This window comes from Streptomyces sp. NPDC046939 (assembly GCF_040644575.1).
Lineage (GTDB): Bacteria > Actinomycetota > Actinomycetes > Streptomycetales > Streptomycetaceae > Streptomyces.
The window spans coordinates 133,727-157,414 of the sequence record NZ_JBEYWV010000018.1 but is presented as its reverse complement, the minus strand read 5'-3'; the positions used below and the strand labels follow the sequence as shown (position 1 = coordinate 157,414).

Annotated in this window: 22 protein-coding genes and 1 riboswitch; of the genes, 21 read left to right on the top strand and 1 reads right to left on the bottom strand. The window is 71.6% G+C overall.

Annotated elements, in window-relative coordinates:
• Window positions 1-38: 38 nt before the first annotated feature.
• The 16 genes from ABZ877_RS21030 (at window position 39) to ABZ877_RS20955 (ending at window position 16,744) form a co-directional block, all read left to right on the top strand.
• Entirely contained in the window at window positions 39-884 is an 846-nt protein-coding gene (locus ABZ877_RS21030; protein ID WP_361073449.1) for a glycosyltransferase, read from the top strand.
• Window positions 885-977: 93 nt separating this feature from the next.
• Window positions 978-1,913 carry an ABC transporter permease gene (locus ABZ877_RS21025; protein ID WP_361073357.1) on the top strand — a complete coding sequence of 312 codons (936 nt, stop codon included), beginning with the start codon at window positions 978-980 and terminating at the stop codon, window positions 1,911-1,913.
• Complete coding sequence (locus tag ABZ877_RS21020; RefSeq protein WP_361073354.1) at window positions 1,906-2,691, top strand: ABC transporter ATP-binding protein; 786 nt, start codon at window positions 1,906-1,908, stop codon at window positions 2,689-2,691. Before ABZ877_RS21025 ends, ABZ877_RS21020 begins: the two co-directional genes overlap by 8 nt.
• Window positions 2,692-3,053: 362 nt before the next feature.
• On the top strand, window positions 3,054-3,965 hold the full coding sequence (hpnC, locus tag ABZ877_RS21015) for a squalene synthase HpnC (protein ID WP_361073351.1): 912 nt from the start codon (window positions 3,054-3,056) through the stop codon (window positions 3,963-3,965).
• Entirely contained in the window at window positions 3,962-4,912 is a 951-nt protein-coding gene (hpnD, locus tag ABZ877_RS21010; RefSeq protein WP_361073348.1) for a presqualene diphosphate synthase HpnD, read from the top strand. Before hpnC ends, hpnD begins: the two co-directional genes overlap by 4 nt.
• Entirely contained in the window at window positions 4,912-5,082 is a 171-nt protein-coding gene (locus tag ABZ877_RS21005) for a DUF6380 family protein (protein ID WP_361073345.1), read from the top strand. The genes hpnD and ABZ877_RS21005 overlap by 1 nt, the downstream gene beginning before the upstream one ends.
• Window positions 5,079-6,509 carry a hydroxysqualene dehydroxylase HpnE gene (hpnE, locus tag ABZ877_RS21000; RefSeq protein ID WP_361073342.1) on the top strand — a complete coding sequence of 477 codons (1,431 nt, stop codon included), beginning with the start codon at window positions 5,079-5,081 and terminating at the stop codon, window positions 6,507-6,509. The genes ABZ877_RS21005 and hpnE overlap by 4 nt, the downstream gene beginning before the upstream one ends.
• A gap of 62 nt (window positions 6,510-6,571) precedes the next feature.
• On the top strand, window positions 6,572-7,630 hold the full coding sequence (locus ABZ877_RS20995) for a polyprenyl synthetase family protein (protein ID WP_361073446.1): 1,059 nt from the start codon (window positions 6,572-6,574) through the stop codon (window positions 7,628-7,630).
• A gap of 102 nt (window positions 7,631-7,732) precedes the next feature.
• Window positions 7,733-9,745 carry a squalene--hopene cyclase gene (shc, locus tag ABZ877_RS20990; RefSeq protein WP_361073339.1) on the top strand — a complete coding sequence of 671 codons (2,013 nt, stop codon included), beginning with the start codon at window positions 7,733-7,735 and terminating at the stop codon, window positions 9,743-9,745.
• Window positions 9,742-10,392, top strand: a complete 651-nt coding sequence (locus ABZ877_RS20985; RefSeq protein WP_361073336.1) for a 1-hydroxy-2-methyl-2-butenyl 4-diphosphate reductase — start codon at window positions 9,742-9,744, stop codon at window positions 10,390-10,392. The genes shc and ABZ877_RS20985 overlap by 4 nt, the downstream gene beginning before the upstream one ends.
• 5 nt (window positions 10,393-10,397) lie before the next feature.
• Window positions 10,398-11,420 carry an adenosyl-hopene transferase HpnH gene (hpnH, locus tag ABZ877_RS20980; protein ID WP_361073333.1) on the top strand — a complete coding sequence of 341 codons (1,023 nt, stop codon included), beginning with the start codon at window positions 10,398-10,400 and terminating at the stop codon, window positions 11,418-11,420.
• 7 nt (window positions 11,421-11,427) lie between these two features.
• Complete coding sequence (gene ispG, locus ABZ877_RS20975; protein ID WP_361073331.1) at window positions 11,428-12,594, top strand: flavodoxin-dependent (E)-4-hydroxy-3-methylbut-2-enyl-diphosphate synthase; 1,167 nt, start codon at window positions 11,428-11,430, stop codon at window positions 12,592-12,594.
• Between the two features lie 33 nt (window positions 12,595-12,627).
• The gene (gene dxs / locus ABZ877_RS20970) at window positions 12,628-14,535 is read left to right on the top strand and encodes a 1-deoxy-D-xylulose-5-phosphate synthase (protein WP_361073328.1); all 1,908 of its coding nucleotides are present in this window, start codon (window positions 12,628-12,630) and stop codon (window positions 14,533-14,535) included.
• Window positions 14,532-15,917, top strand: a complete 1,386-nt coding sequence (locus ABZ877_RS20965) for an aspartate aminotransferase family protein (RefSeq protein ID WP_361073326.1) — start codon at window positions 14,532-14,534, stop codon at window positions 15,915-15,917. Before dxs ends, ABZ877_RS20965 begins: the two co-directional genes overlap by 4 nt.
• 67 nt (window positions 15,918-15,984) lie before the next feature.
• The gene (locus tag ABZ877_RS20960; protein WP_361073323.1) at window positions 15,985-16,611 is read left to right on the top strand and encodes an XRE family transcriptional regulator; all 627 of its coding nucleotides are present in this window, start codon (window positions 15,985-15,987) and stop codon (window positions 16,609-16,611) included.
• A gap of 1 nt (window position 16,612) precedes the next feature.
• Window positions 16,613-16,744: a DUF6126 family protein gene (locus tag ABZ877_RS20955; RefSeq protein WP_361073320.1), complete on the top strand. Its 132-nt coding sequence runs from the start codon at window positions 16,613-16,615 to the stop codon at window positions 16,742-16,744.
• Between the two features lie 43 nt (window positions 16,745-16,787).
• Here ABZ877_RS20955 and ABZ877_RS20950 read toward each other — a convergent pair whose 3' ends face one another.
• Window positions 16,788-17,585: a tyrosine-protein phosphatase gene (locus ABZ877_RS20950; protein WP_361073317.1), complete on the bottom strand. Its 798-nt coding sequence runs from the start codon at window positions 17,583-17,585 to the stop codon at window positions 16,788-16,790.
• Window positions 17,586-17,887: 302 nt separating this feature from the next.
• Window positions 17,888-18,089, top strand: a riboswitch (cyclic di-AMP (ydaO/yuaA leader).
• Between the two features lie 5 nt (window positions 18,090-18,094).
• Here ABZ877_RS20950 and ABZ877_RS20945 point away from each other — a divergent pair.
• From ABZ877_RS20945 to ABZ877_RS20925, 5 genes are all read left to right on the top strand, one after another.
• The gene (locus ABZ877_RS20945; protein WP_361073314.1) at window positions 18,095-18,850 is read left to right on the top strand and encodes a LysM peptidoglycan-binding domain-containing M23 family metallopeptidase; all 756 of its coding nucleotides are present in this window, start codon (window positions 18,095-18,097) and stop codon (window positions 18,848-18,850) included.
• A gap of 176 nt (window positions 18,851-19,026) precedes the next feature.
• On the top strand, window positions 19,027-19,809 hold the full coding sequence (locus tag ABZ877_RS20940; RefSeq protein WP_361073443.1) for an SGNH/GDSL hydrolase family protein: 783 nt from the start codon (window positions 19,027-19,029) through the stop codon (window positions 19,807-19,809).
• Window positions 19,810-19,864: 55 nt separating this feature from the next.
• The gene (locus tag ABZ877_RS20935; protein WP_361073311.1) at window positions 19,865-21,049 is read left to right on the top strand and encodes an MBL fold metallo-hydrolase; all 1,185 of its coding nucleotides are present in this window, start codon (window positions 19,865-19,867) and stop codon (window positions 21,047-21,049) included.
• Window positions 21,050-21,300: 251 nt separating this feature from the next.
• A complete protein-coding gene (locus ABZ877_RS20930) occupies window positions 21,301-23,166 on the top strand; it encodes an ATP-binding protein (protein WP_361073308.1) in 1,866 nt (621 codons plus the stop codon).
• Window positions 23,167-23,252: 86 nt separating this feature from the next.
• On the top strand, window positions 23,253-23,687 hold the full coding sequence (locus tag ABZ877_RS20925) for a roadblock/LC7 domain-containing protein (protein WP_361073305.1): 435 nt from the start codon (window positions 23,253-23,255) through the stop codon (window positions 23,685-23,687).
• Window position 23,688: the final 1 nt, after the last annotated feature.

Below are 23,688 nucleotides of genomic sequence, written 5' to 3'. Positions count from 1 at the left end.
CGGCGCGGCCCGCCAAGGTCGGCGCGGTGATCATCACCATGGGCAACCGCCCGGCCGAGCTGCGCGCCCTCCTCGACTCGGTCGCCAAGCAGGACGGCGACCCGGTCGAGGTGGTCGTGGTCGGCAACGGCTCACCGGTCCCGGACGTCCCCGAGGGCGTACGGACCGTGGAGCTGCCCGAGAACCTCGGCATCCCCGGCGGGCGCAACGTCGGCATCGAGGCGTTCGGCCCCTCAGGATCGGACGTCGACATCCTGCTCTTCCTCGACGACGACGGCCTGCTGCCGCTGACCGACACGGCCGAGCTGTGCCGCGAGGCGTTCGCCGCCGATCCGCGGCTCGGCATCATCAGCTTCCGCATCGCCGACCCGGACACCGGCGAGACCCAGCGCCGCCACGTGCCCAGGCTGCGCGCCGCCGACCCGATGCGCTCCTCGCGCGTGACGACGTTCCTGGGCGGCGCCAACGCCGTCCGTACGCGCGTCATCGCCGAGGTCGGCCCGCTGCCGGAGGAGTTCTTCTACGCCCACGAGGAGACCGACCTCGCGTGGCGGGCCCTAGACGCGGGCTGGATGATCGACTACCGCGCCGACATGGTCCTGAACCACCCGACGACGGCCCCGTCCCGGCACGCGGTCTACCACCGCATGGTGGCCCGCAACCGCGTCTGGCTGGCCCGCCGCAACCTGCCCGCGCCGCTGATCCCCGTCTACCTCGGCGTGTGGCTGCTCCTGACCCTCCTCCGCCGCCCCTCGGGCCCCGCGCTGAAGGCGTGGTTCGGCGGGTTCAAGGAGGGCTGGACCTCGCCCTGCGGCCCCCGGCGCCCCATGAAGTGGCGTACGGTGTGGCGGCTGACCCGACTGGGCCGGCCACCTGTCATCTGACAAGCTCACGTCTGCGAGCATGCGGCGCAACGACGGCCGCTGCTCCTCCCCCCGCCCGACCAGGCTGTGCTGTTGAAGACGAAAGTTCCCCTTGTGAGTGAGACAACGCATGACGGACCGGTCGCGGTGACCGCGGCCCCGTCGCCCGACGACGGGCTCTCCCCGGCCGAGCTCGCCGCCAAGTACGGCTTGTCCGTCAGCGGAGCCCGCCCCGGCCTGATCGAGTACGTACGGCAACTGTGGAGCAGGCGCCACTTCATCATCGCCTTCTCGCAGGCCAAGCTGACCGCCCAGTACAGCCAGGCCAAGCTCGGCCAGGTCTGGCAGGTGGCGACGCCCCTGCTCAACGCCGCGGTCTACTTCTTCATCTTCGGCCTGCTGCTCGGCGCCCGTAAGGGCATCCCGCACGACATCTACGTGCCCTTCCTCGTGACCGGCGTCTTCGTCTTCACCTTCACGCAGAGCTCGGTCATGGCCGGCGTACGGGCGATCTCGGGGAACCTGGGCCTGGTGCGGGCGCTGCACTTCCCGCGGGCCTCGCTGCCGATCTCGTTCGCGCTCCAGCAGCTCCAGCAGCTGCTCTTCTCGATGATCGTGCTGGTCCTCGTCATGGTGGGCTTCGGGATCTTCCCGGCCCTGTCCTGGCTCCTCGTGGTGCCCGCGCTGCTGCTGCAGTTCGTCTTCAACACGGGGCTCGCGCTGATCTTCGCCAGGGCCGGCGCCAAGACGCCCGACCTGGCGCAGCTCATGCCGTTCGTCATGCGGACCTGGATGTACGCCTCGGGCGTCATGTTCAGCATCCCCGCGATGCTCAAGGACAAGGACGCGCCGGGCTGGCTCGCCGATGTCCTGCAATGGAACCCCGCCTCGGTCTACATGGACCTGATCAGGTTCGCCATGATCGACGACTACGGGTCCTCGTACCTGCCGCCGCACGTGTGGGCCTTCGCGGCCGGCTGGGCGGTCGTCATCGGCGTCGTGGGCTTCATCTACTTCTGGAAGTCGGAGGAGCGGTACGGCCGTGGCTGAACTCGACAAGACGGCCGGGGCCCGCGTGCCCACGGTCATCGCGGACGACCTGCACATCGTGTACCGGGTCAACGGCACACGGACCGGCAAGGGCAGCGCCACCTCGGCGCTCAGCCGCATACTCAAGCGCGGCGACGAGCGGGGCGTGCGCAAGGTGCACGCCGTACGCGGCGTCTCCTTCACCTCCTACCGGGGCGAGGCCGTCGGCCTCATCGGCTCCAACGGCTCGGGCAAGTCGACGCTGCTGCGCGCCATCGCGGGCCTGCTCCCCGCGGAGCGGGGCAAGGTCTACACCGACGGCCAGCCCTCGCTGCTCGGTGTGAACGCGGCGCTGATGAACGACCTGACGGGCGAGCGCAACGTGATCCTCGGCGGCCTGGCGATGGGCATGTCCCGCGAGGAGATCAAGGAGCGCTACCAGCAGATCGTCGACTTCTCGGGCATCAACGAGAAGGGCGACTTCATCACCCTGCCGATGCGCACGTACTCCTCCGGCATGGCGGCCCGTCTGCGCTTCTCCATCGCGGCCGCCAAGGACCACGACGTCCTGATGATCGACGAGGCGCTGGCCACGGGTGACCGCTCCTTCCAGAAGCGCTCGGAGGAACGCATCCGCGAGCTGCGCAAGCACGCGGGCACGGTCTTCCTGGTCAGCCACAACAACAAGTCGATCCGCGACACCTGCGACCGGGTCCTCTGGCTGGAGCGCGGGGAGCTGCGTATGGACGGTCCGACGGCGGAGGTACTGAAGGAGTACGAGAAGTTCACGGGCAGGTAACCGCCCGCCTTCCCGGCCGCGTCTCATGAGGCCCCACCGGATGCTTCCGGGTGGGGCCTCTGATATGTCTGTAAGTACCAATTAATTGACCTGAACGGTCGCGATCAAGGTCAACGATCGGTCAACTTCCTTGTACGCGAGGAATCTTGGCGTCAATCGGTGTGTTCTTGTGATGCGCGGAACACCCCGCCGTGGCGGCCATCGTTGTACAACGTAAGCTGTACCGGGTCTTATTGGGCGGCGTGTCCGAAATAGGGTCTATTAGGTCCGCAGTGTAGAACGGGAGACGTGACGGCAATGGCTACGGAAACTCTCCAGGTCCACGAGGCTTTCGCCGTCGTTCCGGAGACGGACCGCGCCCGGTGAGCGCACCTTCCCGCGAGCGCCCGGAGGCCCGGCTGAGCCCGGCGAGCGCCACCCTCGACAAGGCGGCCCACGAGAACTTCCCCGTGGCCCCGTTCTTCCTCCCGCGCGCCTGGCGCGACGACCTGATGGCGGTCTACGGATTCGCACGCCTGGTCGACGACATCGGCGACGGCGACCTCGCGCCGGGCGGCGCGGACGCCCGTCTGCTCGGCGTATCACCCGAACGGGCGAACGACCGCCTCGCGATGCTCGACGCCTTCGAGGCCGATCTGCACAGGGTCTTCGACGCGACGCCCCGCCACCCCCTGCTCGCGGCGCTCCAGCCCACGGTCCGGCGCCGCTCGCTCACCCCCGAGCCATTCCTCCGGCTCATCGAGGCCAACCGCCAGGACCAGCTCGTCAGCCGCTACGAGACTTACGACGACCTGGTCGCGTACTGCGAGCTGTCCGCCAACCCGGTCGGCCGCCTCGTCCTCGCCATCACCGGCACCGCGACCCCGGAGCGCGTCCGCCGCTCGGACGCGGTCTGCACCGGCCTGCAGATCGTCGAACATCTGCAGGACGTCGCCGAGGACCTGGGGCGCGACCGCGTTTACCTCCCCGCCGAGGACATGAAACGGTTCCACGTCGAGGAGGCGGATCTCGCCGCCCCGACCGCGGGCGCATCGGTGCGCGCCCTGGTCGCGTTCGAGGCCGAACGCGCCCTCCGCCTGCTGAATGAAGGCACCCCCCTGGTGGGTAGCGTCCACGGCAGGCTGAAGCTGCTGCTGGCCGGGTTCGTGGGTGGGGGGAAGGCGGCGGTCCACGCGATCACCGCCGTTTCGTACGACGTCCTGTCCGGACCGCCCAAGCCCACCAAGCCCAAGCTGCTGCGCGAGGTGGGAGCGACTCTGCGAGGAGAGGGGTGAGCAAAGCCGTGGAGTCTGACCAGCACGTGTCGGCACCGGTGCTCGCCGCATACAGCTACTGCGAGACCGTCACCGGGCAGCAGGCCCGCAACTTCGCCTACGGCATCCGCCTGCTCCCGACCGCCAAGCGGCGCGCCATGTCGGCCGTGTACGCGTTCTCCCGCCGTGTCGACGACATCGGCGACGGCACGCTCGCGCCCGATGTGAAGGCGCTGCGCCTGGAGGAGACCCGGGCGCTGCTCGGCCGGGTCCGGGACGGCGGCGTCGAGGAGGACGACACCGATCCGGTGGCCGTCGCGCTCGCGCACGCCGCGGGCCGGTTCCCGATCCCGCTCGGCGGGCTCGACGAACTCATCGACGGCGTCCTGATGGACCTGCGCGGCGAGACCTACGAGACCTGGGACGACCTGAAGGTGTACTGCCGGTGCGTCGCCGGCGCCATCGGACGGGTCTCCCTCGGCGTCTTCGGCACCGAACCGGGGGCGCGCGAAGCCGACCGTGCGCCCGAGTACGCGGACACGCTCGGGCTCGCGCTCCAGCTGACCAACATCCTGCGCGACCTGCGCGAGGACGCCGCCGACGGCCGCACCTACCTGCCCGCCGAGGACCTCGCCAAGTTCGGCTGCTCCGCCGGGTTCGACGGGCCGCTGCCGCCCGCCGGTTCGGACTTCACCGGTCTCGTGCACTTCGAGGTCCGCCGCGCCCGCGCGCTCTTCGCCGAGGGCTACCGCCTCCTGCCCATGCTCGACCGGCGCTCCGGCGCCTGCGTCGCCGCCATGGCCGGTATCTACCGCCGCCTGCTCGACCGCATCGAGCGCGAGCCGGAGGCCGTGCTGCGCGGCCGGGTCTCCCTGCCCGGACACGAGAAGGCGTACGTCGCGGTGCGCGGCCTGTCCGGGCTGGACGCGCGCACCGTCTCGCGGGCCACGCTCAGGAGGCGCGTCTGATGGACATCCCGGCGTCCCCTGTCGGCTCCGCGCCCAAGTGGCGGGCAACCCTCCACCACGGCGCGGCGTCCCTGCATGCAACGGCCTGCCCGGCTTTCGTCACATCCGTCGAACCCCGCCACACCCTGGCCGTACGCACCATCGACAGCATCGAGGGAGAGGGCGCATGAGCAGTGCCGACACGGCACCGGAAGCGCGCGACGCGGACCACGCCCGGCCCGCCGCGGTGGTGATCGGCGGCGGGCTCGCCGGGGTCACCGCCGCGCTCTCGCTCGCCGACGGCGGCATGGACGTCACGCTCCTGGAGGGGCGGCCCCGCCTCGGCGGCCTCGCCTTCTCCTTCAAGCGCGGCGACCTCACCGTCGACAACGGCCAGCACGTGTACCTGCGCTGCTGCACCGCCTACCGCTGGTTCCTGGACCGCATCTGCGCCACGTCGCTCGCGCCCCTGCAGGAACGTCTCGACGTCCCCGTGCTCGACGCCGCGACCAACCGGCTCGGCCGCCTGCGCCGCACCGCGCTGCCCGTACCGCTGCACCTGGCCAAGAGCCTGGCCATGTACCCGCACCTGTCCCTGGCCGAGCGCGCGAGCGTCGGCCGCGCGGCCCTCGCCCTCAAGGGCCTGGACCCCGCCGACCCCGCGCTCGACGAGCGGGACTTCGGCTCCTGGCTGGCCCAGCACGGTCAGTCGCCGCGCGCTATCGAGGCGCTGTGGGACCTCATCGGCGTGGCGACGCTCAACGCGGTGGCGGGGGAGTCCTCGCTCGGCCTGGCCGCGATGGTGTTCAAGACCGGGCTGCTCTCCGACCCCGGCGCCTCCGACATCGGCTGGGCCCGGGTGCCCCTCGGTGAACTCCACGACACCCTGGCCCGCAAGGCGCTCGACTCCGCGGGGGTACGCACCGCACTCCGTACACGCGTCACCTCCCTCTCCCGTACGGAGAACGGGCGTTGGCGCGTCCAGGTTCCCGAGGGGGCCGGGAGCGCGGACGGATCCGGCCAGATCCTCACCGCCGACACCGTCGTGCTCGCCGTGCCGCAGCGCGAGGCGTACGACCTGCTGCCCGAGGGCGCCCTCGACGACGCCGGCCGCCTGCTGAAGATCGGCACCGCGCCCATCCTCAACCTGCACGTCGTCTACGACCGCAAGGTGCTCAAGCAGCCGTTCTTCACCGCGCTCGGCTCCCCGGTCCAGTGGGTCTTCGACCGCACGGAGGCGTCCGGGGTGACCGAGGGCCAGTACCTCGCCGTGTCGCAGTCGGCGGCGCAGGACGACATCGACGAGCCCGTCGCCGTCCTGCGCGAGCGCTACCTGCCCGAGCTGGAGCGCCTGCTGCCCGCCGCGCGCGGCGCCAAGGTCCACGACTTCTTCGTCACCCGGGAGCGGACGGCGACCTTCGCGCCGACCCCCGGCGTCGGCGCCCTGCGGCCCACGGCCCGCACCAATGCCCCCGGCCTCTACCTGGCCGGCGCGTGGACCGCCACCGGGTGGCCCGCGACCATGGAGGGCGCCGTCCGCAGCGGCAGCAGCGCCGCGGACCTGGCGCTCGCCGCCCTCGGCCGCCCCCGCGGCCATCTGTTCCGGGAGGCGGCGTGAGCATCGAACCCAACCCGGCGGAGACGCCGGCATCGGTCAACCAAGGAGAAACTGTGCCACCTGTGCCCTCGGCCGGAACGGCTGCCGACGCGGTGGACGTGACCGCCCTTCTGGAGCGCGGCCGCACCCTGGCCACGCCGGTGCTCAAGAAGGCCGTGGACCGCCTCGCGCCGCCCATGGACACCGTCGCCGCCTACCACTTCGGCTGGATCGACGCGGCCGGCAACCCCGCCGACGGCGACGGCGGCAAGGCCGTGCGCCCCGCGCTCGCCGTGCTCTCCGCGCAGGCCGCGGGCGCCGCCCCCGAGGTCGGCGTGCCCGGCGCCGTCGCCGTCGAGCTCGTGCACAACTTCTCGCTCCTGCACGACGACCTCATGGACGGCGACGAGCAGCGCCGCCACCGCGACACCGTATGGAAGGTGCACGGCCCCGCCCAGGCCATCCTGGTCGGCGACGCCCTGTTCGCCCTGGCCAACGAGGTGCTCCTGGAGATCGCCTCCGTCGACGCGGGCCGCGCCACGCGCCGCCTCACCACCGCGAGCCGCGCCCTCATCGACGGCCAGGCGCAGGACATCTCCTACGAGCACCGCGAGCGCGTCACCGTCGAGGAGTGCCTGGAGATGGAGGGCAACAAGACGGGCGCCCTGCTCGCCTGCGCCTCCTCCATCGGCGCCGTCCTCGGCGGCGCGAACGACGCCGACGCCGACGCCCTGGAGAAGTACGGCTACCACCTCGGCCTCGCCTTCCAGGCCGTCGACGACCTGCTCGGCATCTGGGGCGACCCCGAGTCCACCGGCAAGCAGACCTGGAGCGACCTGCGCCAGCGCAAGAAGTCGCTGCCCGTCGTCGCCGCGCTCGCCGCGGGCGGCCCGGCCTCCGAGCGGCTCGGCGAACTCCTCGCCGCCGACGCCAAGAACAGCGACTTCGACACCTTCTCCGAGGCGGAGTTCGCCGCCCGCGCCGCCCTCATCGAGGAGGCCGGCGGGCGCGAGTGGACCACCGAGGAGGCGCGGCGCCAGCACACCGTCGCCCTCGAAGCCCTGGACTCCGTCCAGATGCCCGACCAGGTGCGCGCCCAGTTCGCGGCGCTCGCCGACTTCGTCGTCGTACGAAAGAGATGATCATTATCGGCCGCATATGACTCGCGTCGCCGGCCGGTGTCCCGCCAGGGCATCGGCCGACGGTTACCCAGCAGAGAAGAACCACTGCACGAAGGGATAGCCATGACAGCGACGACCGACGGAAGCACCGGAGCGGCAGCTCCCGCAGCGACCTCGGCCACCACTGCCCACCTGACCGACACCACCCCCCGGGCGGCCGGGGCACCCAGCGCCGCCGACCGAGCCATACAGCGCGCCACGGACTTCCTGCTCGCCCGGCAGGACGCCCAGGGCTGGTGGAAGGGCGACCTCGACACCAACGTCACGATGGACGCCGAGGACCTGCTGCTCCGCCAGTTCCTCGGCATCCGCGACCAGGCCACCACCGACGCCGCCGCCCTCTTCATCCGCGGGGAGCAGCGCGAGGACGGCACCTGGGCCACCTTCCACGGCGGGCCCGGCGACCTCTCCGCCACCGTCGAGGCGTACGTCGCCCTGCGGCTCGCCGGGGACGCCCCCGACGCCCCGCACATGGCGCGGGCCTCCGCGTGGGTCCGCGAGCGCGGCGGCATCGCCGCGAGCCGCGTCTTCACCCGGATCTGGCTCGCCCTGTTCGGCTGGTGGAAATGGGAGGACCTGCCCGAACTCCCGCCCGAGCTCATCTACTTCCCGAAGTGGATGCCGCTCAACATCTACGACTTCGGCTGCTGGGCGCGGCAGACCATCGTGCCGCTCACCATCGTGTCCGCGAAGCGCCCGGTGCGGCCCGCGCCGTTCCCGCTGGACGAGCTGCACACCGACCCGGACGACCCGAACCCGGCCAGGCCGCTCGCCCCGGTGACGAGCTGGGACGGCGCGTTCCAGCGGCTCGACAAGGTGATGCACGGCTACCGCAAGGTCGCCCTGAAGCGGCTGCGCAAGGCCGCGATCAACACCGCCGCCCGCTGGATCATCGAGCGGCAGGAGAACGACGGCTGCTGGGGCGGGATCCAGCCGCCCGCCGTCTACTCGGTGATCGCCCTGCACCTGCTCGGCTACGACCTCGAACACCCCGTGCTCAAGGCGGGGTTGGCCTCCCTCGACCGGTTCGCCGTGTGGCGCGAGGACGGGGCCCGCATGATCGAGGCCTGCCAGTCCCCGGTGTGGGACACCTGCCTCGCCACCATCGCCCTCGCCGACGCCGGACTGCCCGCCGACCACCCGAGCCTGATCAAGGCCGCCACGTGGATGCTGGACGAGCAGATCGACCGGCCCGGCGACTGGTCCGTGCGCAGGCCGCGCCTGGAGCCCGGCGGCTGGGCCTTCGAGTTCCACAACGACAACTACCCCGACATCGACGACACCGCCGAGGTGGTGCTCGCCCTGCGCCGGGTGGACCACCCCGACAAGGCGCGTGTCGAGAAGGCCATCCGGCGCGGCGTGCGCTGGAACCTCGGGATGCAGTCGAGGAACGGGGCGTGGGGCGCCTTCGACGTCGACAACACCAGCCCGTTCCCCAACCGGCTGCCATTCTGCGACTTCGGCGAGGTCATCGATCCGCCCTCCGCCGACGTCACCGGGCACGTCGTGGAGATGCTCGCCGTCGAGGGCGAGACCCACGACCCGCGCACCCGGCGCGGCATCGAATGGCTCCTCGCCGAACAGGAGGAGAACGGCGCCTGGTTCGGCCGCTGGGGCGTCAACTACGTGTACGGCACAGGATCGGTGGTCCCCGCGCTCACCGCGGCCGGGCTGCCCACCACGCACCCCGCGATCCGCCGCGCCGTCACCTGGCTCGAATCCGTGCAGAACGACGACGGCGGCTGGGGCGAGGACCTGCGCTCGTACCGCTACGAGGAGTGGAAGGGCCGCGGCGCCTCCACCGCCTCCCAGACCGCCTGGGCGCTCCTCGCGCTGCTCGCGGCGGGGGAGCGGGGGTCCAGGGCCGTCGAGCGGGGCATCGCCTTCCTCACCGACACCCAGACCGAGGACGGCACCTGGGACGAGCCGTACTTCACCGGGACCGGCTTCCCCTGGGACTTCTCCATCAACTACCACCTGTACCGGCACGTCTTCCCGCTGACCGCGCTCGGCCGCTACGTCCACGGCGAACCGTTCGCCGACCGGGCTGCGAGCCCGGTCAAGGGCAGCGGGTGACCGGGGACCCGGCGGCCGGCCCGCTGCTCGTCGCGTGCGCGCTGGGCATCGAACGCCTCGCCCTGCGCACCGGCGGCCGCGCCGGGTCCGGGGCGCCCGTGACCGTGCTCCGTACGGGCATGGGCCCGAGGGCCGCCGAACGGTCCATGACCCGCGCCCTCGAAGGCGCCGCGCTGCGCGACGCCGCCGTGGTCGCCACCGGGTTCTGCGCCGGGCTCGCGCCCGGTATGCACCCGGGTGACCTGGTCGTGGCCGAGGAGACCCGGGACGCGGACGGCAGCACGCCGTGCGTCGACCCGGACCTCCTGGTGAAGGAGCTGGTCAGAGCGGTGCCAGGGCGGACCGTGCACACCGGCCCGCTCACCGGCTCCGACCATGTGGTCCGCGGTCCCGAGCGCGGCGCCCTGCTCGCGACCGGCGCGATCGCCGTCGACATGGAGTCCGCCGCGACCCTGCGCGCGGCCACGGCCGCCGCCGGCGGCGACGGACGTCCGGTTGCGGCCGTCAGGGTGGTCGTCGACGCTCCAGAACATGAACTCGTCCGGATCGGCACGCTGCGCGGTGGTCTCTCGGCCTTCCGTGTGCTTCGGTCCGTCCTTCCCGCTTTTTTCGAATGGCACCGTTCTTTGCCGCTCCCCCGGAGGTGAGCCAGATGGCCATGCCGCTCCGTCAGTCCATCAAAGTTGCGACGTATCTCGCTGAACAGAAGATCCGCAGGCGGGACAAGTTCCCGCTCATTGTCGAACTGGAACCGCTCTACGCCTGCAATCTGAAGTGCGAGGGGTGCGGAAAGATCCAGCACCCGGCCGGGGTGCTGAAGCAGCGCATGCCCGTCGCCCAGGCCGTCGGCGCCGTCCTCGAATCCGGTGCGCCGATGGTCTCCATCGCGGGCGGCGAGCCGCTGATGCACCCGCAGATCGACGAGATCGTGCGCCAGCTCGTCGCGAAGAAGAAGTACGTCTTCCTGTGCACCAACGCGATGCTGCTGCGCAAGAAGATCGACAAGTTCACGCCCTCGCCGTTCTTCGCGTTCACCGTGCACATCGACGGGATGCGCGAGCGCCACGACGAGTCGGTCGCCAAGGAAGGCGTCTTCGACGAGGCCGTGGAGGCGATCAAGGAGGCGAAGCGGCGCGGCTTCCGGGTCACGACGAACTCGACGTTCTTCAACAACGACACGCCGCAGAACATCATCGAGGTGATGAACTACCTCAACGACGACCTCGAGGTCGACGAGATGATGATCTCGCCCGCCTACGCCTACGAGAAGGCCCCCGACCAGGAGCACTTCCTCGGCGTCACACAGACCCGCGAGCTGTTCAAGAAGGCGTTCGCGGGCGGCAACCGGCGGCGCTGGCGGCTCAACCACTCGCCCCTGTTCCTCGACTTCCTGGAGGGCAAGGTCGACTTCCCGTGCACCGCGTGGGCGATCCCGAACTACTCCCTGTTCGGCTGGCAGAAGCCTTGCTACCTGATGAGCGACGGCTACGTGCCCACGTACCGGGAGCTGATCGAGAAGACCGACTGGGAGGCGTACGGGCGCGGCAAGGACCCGCGCTGCGCCAACTGCATGGCGCACTGCGGCTACGAGCCGACGGCCGTCCTCGCCACCATGGGCTCGCTCAAGGAGTCCCTGCGGGCGATGACCGAGACCGTCGCCGCGAACCGCGGGTGACGACGCCGTGAACGCCGGAGAGCCCGTCTCACTGGGCCTCCCCGAGGTACCGGTCCGGCCCCTGGCCGAGCGGCGCGCGAGCCGCCGGATCCAGGTCGGACCGGTCGCCGTGGGAGGCGGCGCACCCGTGTCCGTGCAGTCGATGACGACGACACGGACCGCGGACATCGGGGCCACGCTCCAGCAGATCGCCGAGCTGACCGCGTCCGGCTGTCAGATCGTGCGGGTGGCGTGCCCCACGCAGGACGACGCGGACGCCCTCGCGACCATCGCGCGCAAGTCGCAGATCCCGGTGATCGCGGACATCCACTTCCAGCCGAAGTACGTGTTCGCGGCGATCGACGCGGGGTGCGCGGCGGTCCGCGTGAACCCGGGCAACATCAAGAAGTTCGACGACCAGGTCAGGCAGATCGCGCGGGCGGCCTCCGACGCGGGCACACCGATCCGCATCGGTGTGAACGCGGGCTCGCTCGACCGCAGGCTGCTGGCGAAGTACGGCAAGGCGACGCCGGAGGCGCTGGTCGAGTCGGCGCTGTGGGAGGCGTCCCTCTTCGAGGAGCACGGCTTCGGCGACATCAAGATCTCGGTGAAGCACAACGACCCCGTGGTCATGATCAACGCCTACCGGCAGCTCGCCGCAGCCTGCGACTACCCGCTCCACCTCGGCGTGACGGAGGCGGGCCCGGCGTTCCAGGGCACCGTCAAATCGGCCGTCGCGTTCGGGGCGTTGCTCTCCGAGGGCATCGGTGACACCATCCGCGTCTCCCTGTCCGCGCCGCCCGCCGAGGAGGTGAAGGTCGGCATCCAGATCCTGGAAGCGCTCGGCCTGCGGCAGCGGCGCCTGGAGATCGTCTCCTGCCCCTCCTGCGGGCGGGCCCAGGTCGACGTGTACAGGCTGGCCGACGAGGTCACCGCGGGGCTCGACGGCATGGAGGTGCCGCTGCGCGTCGCCGTCATGGGGTGCGTGGTGAACGGTCCGGGCGAGGCCCGGGAAGCCGACCTCGGCGTCGCGTCCGGCAACGGCAAGGGGCAGATCTTCGTGAAGGGCCAGGTCATCAAGGTCGTGCCCGAGTCGAGGATCGTGGAGACGCTGATCGAAGAGGCGATGAAGATCGCCGAGCAGATGGAGAAGGACGGCGTCGCGTCGGGTACGCCCGGCGTCACCGTGAGCTGAATCCGTGAGAGGCAACGGGAAGGGGGCTCGAACGTGACGATTCTGGAAACCATCCGGGGGCCGCGCGACCTGAAGGCGCTGAGCGAGGAGGAGCTCGGCGAACTGACCGGTGAGATCAGGGAGTTCCTGGTCCACGCGGTCGCGAGGACCGGCGGCCACCTCGGACCCAACCTGGGCGTGGTGGAGCTGACCATCGCGCTGCACCGGGTCTTCGAGTCGCCCGTCGACAAGCTGGTCTGGGACACCGGCCACCAGAGCTACGTACATAAACTCCTGACAGGCCGTCAGGATTTCTCCAAGCTGCGCGGCAAGGGCGGCCTCTCCGGCTACCCCTCGCGCGAGGAGTCCGAGCACGACATCGTCGAGAACAGCCACGCCTCCACCGCCCTCGGCTGGGCCGACGGACTCGCCAAGGCGCGCCAGGTGCAGGGGGAGCGCGGCCACGTCGTCGCCGTCATCGGCGACGGCGCGCTCACCGGCGGCATGGCCTGGGAGGCGCTGAACAACATCGCCGCCGCCAAGGACCGCCCGCTGATCATCGTCGTCAACGACAACAAGCGCTCCTACGCCCCCACCATCGGCGGCCTCGCCAACCACCTGGCCACCCTGCGCACCACCGACGGCTACGAGAAGGTCCTGGCCTGGGGCAAGGACGTCCTCCTGCGCACGCCCGTGGTCGGGCACACGGTCTACGAGTCCCTGCACGGCGCGAAGAAGGGGTTCAAGGACGCGTTCGCCCCGCAGGGCATGTTCGAGGACCTCGGCCTGAAGTACGTGGGACCGATCGACGGGCACGACGTGGGCGCGATGGAGTCCGCGCTGCGCCGCGCCAAACGCTTCCACGGCCCCGTCCTCGTGCACTGCCTCACCGAGAAGGGCCGCGGCTACGAGCCCGCGCTCGCCGACGAGGCCGACCGCTTCCACACCGTCGGCGTCATGGACCCCCTGACCTGCGAACCGCTCGCCCCGTCGAACGGGCCGTCCTGGACCTCGGTCTTCGGCGAGGAGATCGCGAAGATCGGCCGGGAGCGCGAGGACGTCGTCGCGATCACCGCCGCCATGCTGCACCCGGTGGGCCTGACGAAGTTCGCGGAGGAGTTCCCGGACCGCGTCTGGGACGTCGGGATCGCCGAGCAGCACGCCGCCGTCTCCGCCGCGGGCCTCGCGACGGGCGGCCTGCACCCGGTCGTCGCCGTCTACGCGACCTTCCTCAACCGCGCCTTCGACCAGCTCCTCATGGACGTCGCCCTGCACCGCTGCGGCGTCACCTTCGTCCTCGACCGGGCCGGGATCACCGGCGTCGACGGCGCCTCGCACAACGGCATGTGGGACATGTCCGTCCTCCAGGTCGTCCCCGGCCTGCGGATCGCCGCGCCGCGCGACGCCGACCAGCTCCGCGCGCAACTGCGCGAGGCCGTCGCCGTCGACGACGCCCCGACCCTGCTGCGCTTCCCCAAGGAGTCGGTGGGGGCGCCGATACCCGCGGTGGACCGGGTGGGCGGCATCGACGTCCTGCACCGGGCCGAGCACGCGCGCGTGCTGCTCGTCTCCGTCGGCGTCATGGCCCCGGTCTGCCTCCGGGCCGCCGAACTCCTTCAAGCGCGCGGCATCCCCTGCACGGTCGTCGACCCCCGCTGGGTCAAGCCCGTCGACCCGGACCTCGCGCCGCTCGCCGCCGCGCACGACCTCGTCGCGGTCGTCGAGGACAACTCCCGCGCGGCGGGCGTCGGTTCGGCCGTCGCGCTCGCGCTCGGCGACGCCGACGTGGACGTGCCCGTACGGCGGTTCGGCATACCCGAGCAGTTCCTGGGACACGCGAAACGGGGCGAGGTGCTCGCCGACATCGGCCTGACGCCGGTGGAGATCGCCGGGCGGATCAGTACGAGCTTGAACCCGAAGGCCAGTACGGCAGAGAAGGCCGGCAAGGAGAACCACGTATGACCAAGGAGTTCGACCTCGGCAAGCTCCTCGCCGAGCGCGGCGCCGAACGGTACGAGCTGCACGCCAAGCACCTCAACCACCAGTTGCCGAAGATGCTCCACACCATCGGCTTCGACAAGGTGTACGAGCGGGCCGAGGGCGCGCAGTTCTGGGACGCGGACGGCAACGACTACCTGGACATGCTCGCCGGGTTCGGCGTCATGGGCCTCGGCCGCCACCACCCGGTCGTGCGCAAGGCGCTGCACGACGTCCTCGACGCCTCGCTCGCCGACCTCACCCGGTTCGACTGCCAGCCGCTGCCAGGACTGCTCGCCGAGAAGCTGCTCACCCACAGCCCGCACCTGGACCGCGTCTTCTTCGGCAACAGCGGCACCGAGGCGGTCGAGACCGCGCTGAAGTTCGCCCGCTACGCCACCGGCAAGCCGCGCGTCCTGTACTGCGCGCACGCCTTCCACGGCCTGACCACGGGATCGCTCTCGGTCAACGGCGAGGACGGCTTCCGCGACGGCTTCGCCCCGCTGCTGCCCGACACCGCCGTCCCCCTCGGCGACCTCGACGCGCTCGCCAAGGAGCTGAAGAAGGGCGACGTCGCCGCGCTCATCGTCGAACCGATCCAGGGCAAGGGCGTGCACGAGGCGCCGCCCGGCTATCTGCGCGCCGCGCAGGAGCTGCTGCACAAGCACAAGGCGCTGCTCATCGCCGACGAGGTGCAGACCGGGCTCGGCCGCACCGGCGACTTCTACGCCTACCAGCACGAGGACGGCGTCGAGCCCGACCTCGTCTGCGTGGCGAAGGCGCTCTCCGGCGGTTACGTCCCCGTCGGCGCGACGATCGGCAAGGACTGGATCTTCAAGAAGGTCTACTCGTCCATGGACCGCGTCCTCGTCCACTCGGCGAGCTTCGGCTCCAACGCCCAGGCCATGGCGGCCGGGCTCGCCGTCCTCTCCGTCATGGAGGACGAGGAGACGGTCGCCCACGCGCGCGTGATGGGCGAACTGCTCTCCTCCCGCCTCACCGCGCTGACCGACCAGTACGAGCTGCTGAGCGACGTCCGCGGGCGCGGGCTCATGATCGGCATCGAGTTCGGCAGGCCCAAGTCGCTCAAGCTCCGCAGCCGCTGGACCATGCTCCAGGCCGCGCGCAAGGGCCTGTTCGCGCAGATGGTGGTCGTGCCGCTGCTCCAGAAGCACCGCATCCTCACGCAGGTCTCCGGCGACCACCTCGAAGTGATCAAGCTGATCCCGCCGCTGGTGATCGACGAGGCCGACGTCGACCGCTTCGTGGAGGCGTTCACGGCCGTGATGGACGACGCACACAGCGGCGGTGGCCTGATGTGGGACTTCGGCAGGACACTGATCAAGCAGGCGGTCGCCAACCGCTGACTCTCGTCCGAGTTGCCTGAGAGGCAAGAAATTTGCCTCTCAGGCAGGGCTCTGGCTCAATCAAGGTATGAGCCCTGCCCTGCCGGAGGGGACCCCGGCCTCCGCCGAGCTGCCCACCGTCGCACCTCAGTTGCGTGCCCTGCGCCGCCGCGCCGCCCTCACCCTGGAGGCCGCCGCCCGCTCCGCGGGGCTCTCGCCCGCGCACCTGTCCCGCCTGGAGACCGGCCAGCGCCAGCCGTCGCTGCCGATGCTGCTCGCGCTCGCCCGTATCTACGGTACGACGGTCTCCGAACTCCTGGGCGAGACCCCGGCCGACCGTGACGCCGTCGTCCGCGCCGACGCCATGGAGGCGACTGAGGCGGGCGGCTGGACCTACTTCCAGGCCGGCTCCCCGGGCCGCGGCATGCAGGCCCTGCGCGTTCACGTGCCGTACGGCTCGCAGGGCGACATCGTCCGCGTCCACCCCGGCGAGGAGTGGCTGTACGCCCTGGAGGGGCGGCTCCAGTTGCGCCTCGGCGACACGTCCTACCGGCTCGAACCCGGCGACAGCGCCCACTTCGACTCGCTCACCCCGCACCGGATCGCCGCCGCGGACCGGGGCGGGGCCGAGCTCCTCTTCGTCCACACCCTGTTGCAGAGCCCGACCGCCGCGCTGTGCCTCGGCCCGGCCGCCGGCCCGACCCGAGAGGTCTGACATGAGCCAGAACCGGAACATCGAGGACAAGCTGCCCCGCGGCATCTGGGTGCGGGTCCTCGTCTACGTCTTCGCGGGCCACGCCCTGGCCGCGTTCATCTACATGCTGTTCACGCTGGGCGCCAACCGGTAGGGGCCGCCGCCCGGTCTCACCGATCTCACCGGTCTCACCGGTCTCAGTCGAGGAGGCGCTCGCGCAGGCGGTCGCGGTCGGCCGCGCCGAACCCGAGCCCCTCCTCGAAGTAGCGGTCCGTCGTGCCCCAGGTCTCCTCGATGGTCTCGAACGCCGCGCGCAGATACTCGGCGCGGGCGTCGAACAGCGGGCTGAGCAGCTCCATGACCTCGGGGGAGTAGGTCTCCGGCGAGGTGCCACTGCGGCGCACCTTGTAGCGGCGGTGCCTGGCGTTCGACTCCAGGTAGTCCGCCTCGATGGCGTCCCGCTCCACGCCCACGGCGAGCAGCGTCACCGCGATCGACAGGCCCGCCCGGTCCTTGCCCGCCGCGCAGTGCATGAGCGCGGGCACGCTGTCCTCGGCCAGCGCGTGCAGGACGCGGCCGTGCTCGGCGGTGCGCTGGGAGATGATCGCCCGGTACGACGTGATCATGCGGTTGGCGGCGCGGCCCTCGGACAGCAGGGCGCGGAGCTGGTCGATGTTCCCGTCGCGCACCATCCGCCAGAACTCGGCGCCGTCCGCCGGGTCGGTCAGCGGCAGATTCACATTGCGCACGCCCGGCAGCTCGACGTCGGCGCCGTCCAGGCGCTGGTCCGCGGCGTTGCGGAAGTCGAAGATCGTGTGCAGGCCGAGCCCGGCGAGGAACGCGGCGTCCTCGGCGGTGGCGTGCGCGAGGTGCCCGCTGCGGTAGAGCACTCCCGGACGCACGCGCCGGCCGTCCACGGTCGGAAGGCCGCCCACGTCACGGAAGTTGCGCACTCCGGACAGCTCGGGCTCGGTGGACGGGACGTGCTGCGTCACGGGGGCTCCTCCCGGGTCGAATGCGGCCGCGTTGCTCGTGTCAGCGGGCGCCGGTCAGACGATACGACACGGCCTGCGGAACCCACCCCGACAGGAAGGGTGAGCAGGCTCATAACGGTGACGGTACGTGGCGATCTTCCGGTATCGCATTCCGTCGAATTCCCAAGCGGGACAACGGCGGAAAAGGGATGTCATTGACGCTGGGTGACGCGGAAAGCCCTGAGGTGATCAAGAAATCGGCCCCTTCCGCGAATTCGGTGTTTGTCGCCGCCTTTGCCGTTCGATTACGGTCACCTTTCACTCCGGACGGAACGCCTAATCCTGCCGCCGCCCGGATTCCCGAACCACGACCCGTGACGGCAGGAGCGGGGGACCCACAGGCAGAACGCCGCCAGGGATGTCCCCAGCGCGGCTAGGGGTGAAGCCGTGTCCCGTACGACGGGCGCGGCCGGGCAACTCCAGCCCGAACCCGACAGCTCACCTCGTAGGCGACGGAGAGGAAAACCGGCATGCCCGCAAAGGCAAAGCACCGCCGCTCGAAGACCCAGCGCATCACCCGCGCCGCCGCCGTCGTCTCGGCCGGCGGGGCCGCGCTCGCCCTGCCGCTCATCGGCGCCACCGGCGCCCACGCGGCGAGCGGCGACACCACCGCGCGGACCTACACGGTCAAGTCCGGCGACACGCTGTCGAAGATCGCCGCCGCGCAGAAGGTCGACGGCGGCTGGAAGAAGCTGTACGCGGCCAACAAGAAGGTCGTCGGCGCGGACGCGAACCGCATCCTGCCCGGCATGAAGCTCACGCTGAACGGCGCCGAGCAGAAGACCACCACCACCAAGGCCGCCGCCACGACCACGAACAGCTCCGGCTGGGTCAAGCCCGTCGCCGGCTCCACCGGCACGGCCTACCACGCCTCCGGCTCCATGTGGTCCAGCGGCTACCACACCGGCACCGACTTCGTCGTGCCCACCGGCACCGCCATCAAGGCCGTCGGCCCGGGCACCGTCGTCTCGGCGGGCTGGGACGGCGCGTACGGCAACGAGGTCGTCATCCGCCACGCCGACGGCCACTACTCGCAGTACGCCCACATGTCGTCCCTCGGCGTCTCCGCCGGGCAGACCGTGAGCGCGGGCCAGCAGATCGGCCTGTCCGGCGCCACCGGCAACGTCACGGGCCCGCACCTGCACTTCGAGATCCGTACGTCCCCGAACTACGGCTCCGACGTGGACCCGGTCGCGTACCTGCGCGGGCACGGCGTCGCCATCTGACACCACCGCACCTGCGTGTTTCTCGGCGCCCGGAGTTATTCCCCGGGCGCCGAGTGTGTTTTCTCACCCCTCGTCAACCCCTGGTTACGATCGCGTAGGTCACATCCGAAGGTGAAAGATGTGTGGCCGTGGCAAACGAATCGACAGCACTCAGCGGCGCAGTGGTCAGCGGAACGATTCGGTCCTACGCGGCCGTGGGGGACAGCTTCACCGAGGGCGTCGGCGACCCCGGTCCCGACGGCGGCTTCGTCGGGTGGGCCGACCGGCTCGCCGTCCTCCTCGACGACCGCGTTCCCGAGGACACCTTCCAGTACGCCAACCTCGCCGTACGCGGCAAACTCATCGACCAGATCGTCGCCGACCAGGTCCCCAGGGCCGTCGAGCTCGCCCCCGACCTCGTGACCTTCGTCGCCGGCGGCAACGACATCATCCGGCCCGGCACCGACCCCGACGACGTCGCCGAACGGTTCGAGAAGGCCGTCGCCCGGCTTGCCGAGGCCGCCGGGACCGTCCTGGTCGCCACCGGCTTCGACACCCGCGACGTGGCCGTCCTCAAGCACCTGCGCGGCAAGATCGCCACGTACAACATGCACGTGCGCGCCATCGCCGACCGCTACGGCTGCCCCGTCCTCGACCTCTGGTCCCTCAAGTCCGTCCAGGACCGCCGGGCCTGGGACGAGGACCGCCTCCACCTCTCCGCCGAGGGCCACACCCGCGTCGCCCTGCGCGCCGCCCAGGCGCTCGGCCTCGACGTGCCCGCCGACCCGGAGCAGCCCTGGCCGCTCCTCCCGCCGCGCGGCACGTTCGCGGTGCGCCGCGACGACATCCACTGGGCGCGCGAGTTCCTGGTGCCGTGGATCGGGCGCAGGCTGCGCGGGGAGTCCTCCGGGGACCGTGTGACGGCCAAGGGCTTCGTTGACCCGCACCTCATCAAGGCACATCTGGAGTCCGCCTCCTGAAGGTGCGTGCCCGCGGCACATAATGGAAGAACCTGATCGATCAACGGGAGGCGCTGTGCCACGTTCCCTGACCCCAGGGCTGCGCTCGCTGCAGCCCGCAGCCTTCGGCGCCGAGGCCACGGGCGCCCGCCTCGCCCGGATCCGCAGGTCGCCGAATTTCGCGGACGGGCAGTTCCAGAACCCGCAGGGCACCCGCACCAAGCCCGAAGGGTCGATGCTCGACTTCGCCAAGGTCTACTTCCGCAAGGAGGAGCGGGCCCGGCGCGCCCCGACGGGCACCGTCCCCGTCCACGCCACCACCCTCGCCGACCTGGCGAAACCGTCCGCCACCGGCCTGCGCGCGACATGGATGGGCCACTCCAGCGTCCTCGTGGAGATCGACGGCGTACGGGTCCTCTTCGACCCGGTGTGGGGCGAGCGCTGCTCCCCGTTCGCCTTCGCGGGGCCCAGGCGCCTGCACCCGGCGCCGCTGCCCCTGAAGGCGCTCGGCCCGGTCGACGCGGTCGTCATCTCGCACGACCACTACGACCACCTGGACATGCCCACGATCAAGGCGCTCGCCGGGACGGACACCGTCTTCGCCGTGCCGCTCGGCGTCGGCGCGCATTTGGAGCACTGGGGCGTCCCCGCCGACCGCCTGCGCGAACTGGACTGGCACGAGTCGACCCAGGTCGGCGACGTGACCCTGACCGCCACGCCCGCCCGCCACTTCTGCGGCCGGGGCCTGCGCAACCCGCAGCACACCCTGTGGGCGTCCTGGGTCGCGGCCGGACCCGAGCACCGCGTCTACCACAGCGGTGACACCGGGTACTTCCAGGGCTTCGAGGACATCGGCGCGGCGCACGGCCCGTTCGACCTGACCATGATCCAGGTCGGGGCGTACGCGGAGTGGTGGCCGGACATCCACATGACGCCCGAGGAGGGCCTGCGCGCCCACCTCGACCTCCAGGGCGGGCAGCCGCACGGCGTCCTCATGCCGATCCACTGGGGCACCTTCAACCTGGCGCCCCACGCCTGGGCCGAGCCCGGCGAATGGTCCAGGGACGTCGCCGAGGACGCGGGACAGGCCCTCGCCACCCCGCGCCCCGGCGAACCGTTCGAGCCCGGCGGCAAACTGCCCACCGACGCGTGGTGGCGCGGTGTGTCCGAGCCCGTCGTACGGCACTGGAGCCGCGCGGTGCCCCGCGTGCGGGACAACGGTCCGTCCCCCGCCGAGCTGGACCTCGCGGGCGACCGCTGACCTTCCTCTTCCCGCACCCCGGCCGTCCCTGACGGCCGGGGCGTTCTCGTTCCCTCGCGGTCGGCATATTCGGTCTCCCGTGCGAGGACTCATACCAGAGCGGGACCTCGGCCGCCGGAGTTTGGCAACTGCCCACCGCACGTGAGGCGTTGCCGACTACCGTGAGTGCTCGCCGCGCGACGCCCGGTCGATCTTTCCTGCGCCGCTGTGGCCTGCCCAGACCCCGAGGGAACCGAGGACGAGGACCCCGTATGTCTCAGCTCCGCCAGCCTGCCGCCCGTGCGGAACGTCGCGAAGGCGGCCGGCACGGCAGGCCCGCGGGGCGGGCCGCGCCCCGCCCCGCCGAGACCCACATACGGCCCCAGTTGCTGCGCCTCGCCGTCCTGCCGCCGCTCGCGGTGGCGCTCGCGGCGAGCGCGGCCGTCCTCTTCGCCGTACGGTCCAGCGGGGTGCGCCCCGGGCTCGCCCTGTGGGCGGTGCTCGGCGGGGCCTGCGCCGTCACGGTCGCGGGCATCGCCATCGCCGCCTTCGCCGCCGACCGCGCCGCCGCGGCCGTCCGCGACCGGGTCCTCGTACTGCGCCGCACCACCGCCCGCGGCCAGGCCGAACTCCGCGGCCTGGTCGAACAGTTGCGCAAGGGCGAGGCGCCGCCGCCGCGCCGCGCCGTCAAGGCGCCGCCCTCCGGCGCCGACGACATCGAGCAGCTCGCCGCCGACCTGGCCCGCACCCAGGACGTCGCCGTCACCGCCGTCGTCCAGGCCACCCAGCTCTCCAGCCAGGCGGGCAGCCGGCAGAAGGTCGAGGTCTTCGTGAACCTCGCCCGGCGCCTGCAGTCCCTCGTGCACCGCGAGATCTCCATCCTCGACGACCTGGAGAACGACGTCGAGGACCCCGACCTGCTCAAGGGCCTCTTCCACGTCGACCACCTCGCCACCCGCATCCGGCGCCACGCCGAGAACCTCGCGGTGCTCGGCGGCGCCGTCTCCCGCCGCCAGTGGAGCCACCCCGTCTCCATGACCGAGGTCATGCGCTCCGCCATCGCCGAGGTCGAGCAGTACTCCCGGGTCAAGCTCGTGCCGCCCATCACCGGCACCCTGCGCGGACACGCCGTCGCCGACTGCATCCACCTGCTCGCCGAACTGGTCGAGAACGCCACGGTCTTCTCCGCCCCGCACACCCAGGTCCTGCTCCGCGTCAACCTGGTCACCTCCGGGCTCGCCGTCGAGGTCGAGGACCGCGGGCTCGGCATGCCGGTCACCGAGCAGAACAAGATGAACGCGCTGCTCGCCGACCCCGACCAGGTCAACGTGGCGAGCCTGCTCCAGGACGGCCGCATCGGCCTCTTCGTGGTCTCACAGCTCGCGCGGCGCCACGGCATCACCGTACGGCTCCAGTCCAACATCTACGGGGGAGTGCAGGCCGTCCTCGTACTGCCGCAGGGGCTGCTGGGCACGGACGACGTGGACGGCGCGGGCGGCACGAACGGCGCGAACGGCATGGGCCGGGGGGAACAGGCGTCGCACGTCCGCCGGGCCGCCGCCGCGGCGACGGCCGACAGCGTGCTCCCGCCGGGCGCCGCGCCCTCCTCACCGGGGACGGCGGCGGCGTCGGGAACGGCAGGCGCGGCAGGGGCCTCACAGACCGGGCAGCACCCGCTCCCCGACCGGTCGCCCCAGCCGCACCCCCACCCCCAGAACTCCCACCGGTCACAACAACCCCACCCCCCGCAACAGTTGCCCCTCCCGCCCCCCGGCGCCGCCCCCCTTCCGCAGCGCCACGCCGGAGGCCAACGCGCCACCCCCGCCGACGCCCTCCCCGGCATCCGCCCCGAGGAGCGGCAGGTCGTGGAGCACACGACCGCACTGCCCGCCCCGGGCACCGGCGCGGTGCGCGGCACCATCGAGCGCCCCCGCCTCCCGCGCCGCAGAGCCCAGGAGCACCTCGCCCCGCAACTGCGCGGCGGTCCCCTCCCGCGCCAGGACGACGAGGCGCCGGCCGGGCACGACCCCGGGCTCATGGCCGCCTTCCAGCGCGGGATCACCCTCGCCGAGAAGGCCGAACCCCGCGACGTACCACCGCCGGGAGGCGCGGACGGCGACGGCGGCAGCGCCGGATGACCGATGCCCGGGCGGCGCCGCCGCACGGCCCCGCCCGACCCCCGACCAGCACCACACCGAGCAGTCCACCAAGGAGTCGATCCCCCATGGCGAGCGATGTGCCGACGGGTCATGTGTCCGATCTCGACTGGCTGATGAGCGGCCTCGTCCAGCGCGTTCCCCACACCAACAGCGCCGTGCTCCTCTCCTCCGACGGCCTCGTCAAGTCCGTCCACGGACTCGACGCCGACAGCGCCGACCACATGGCGGCCCTCGCCTCCGGGCTCTACTCGCTCGGCCGCAGCGCCGGCGTCCGCTTCGGTGACGGCGGCGAGGTGCGGCAGGTGGTGGTCGAGCTCGACTCCACCCTCCTGTTCGTCTCGACCGCGGGCTCCGGCACCTGCCTGGCGGTGCTCGCGGGCCGCGAGGCCGACGCCGCCGTCCTCGGCTACGAGATGGCGATGCTCGTCAAGAGCGTGCGCCCCTACCTCGTGACCGCGCCCCGCCAGCCCGCCTCCGAGCCTTCGGCGATGAGGAATTGAG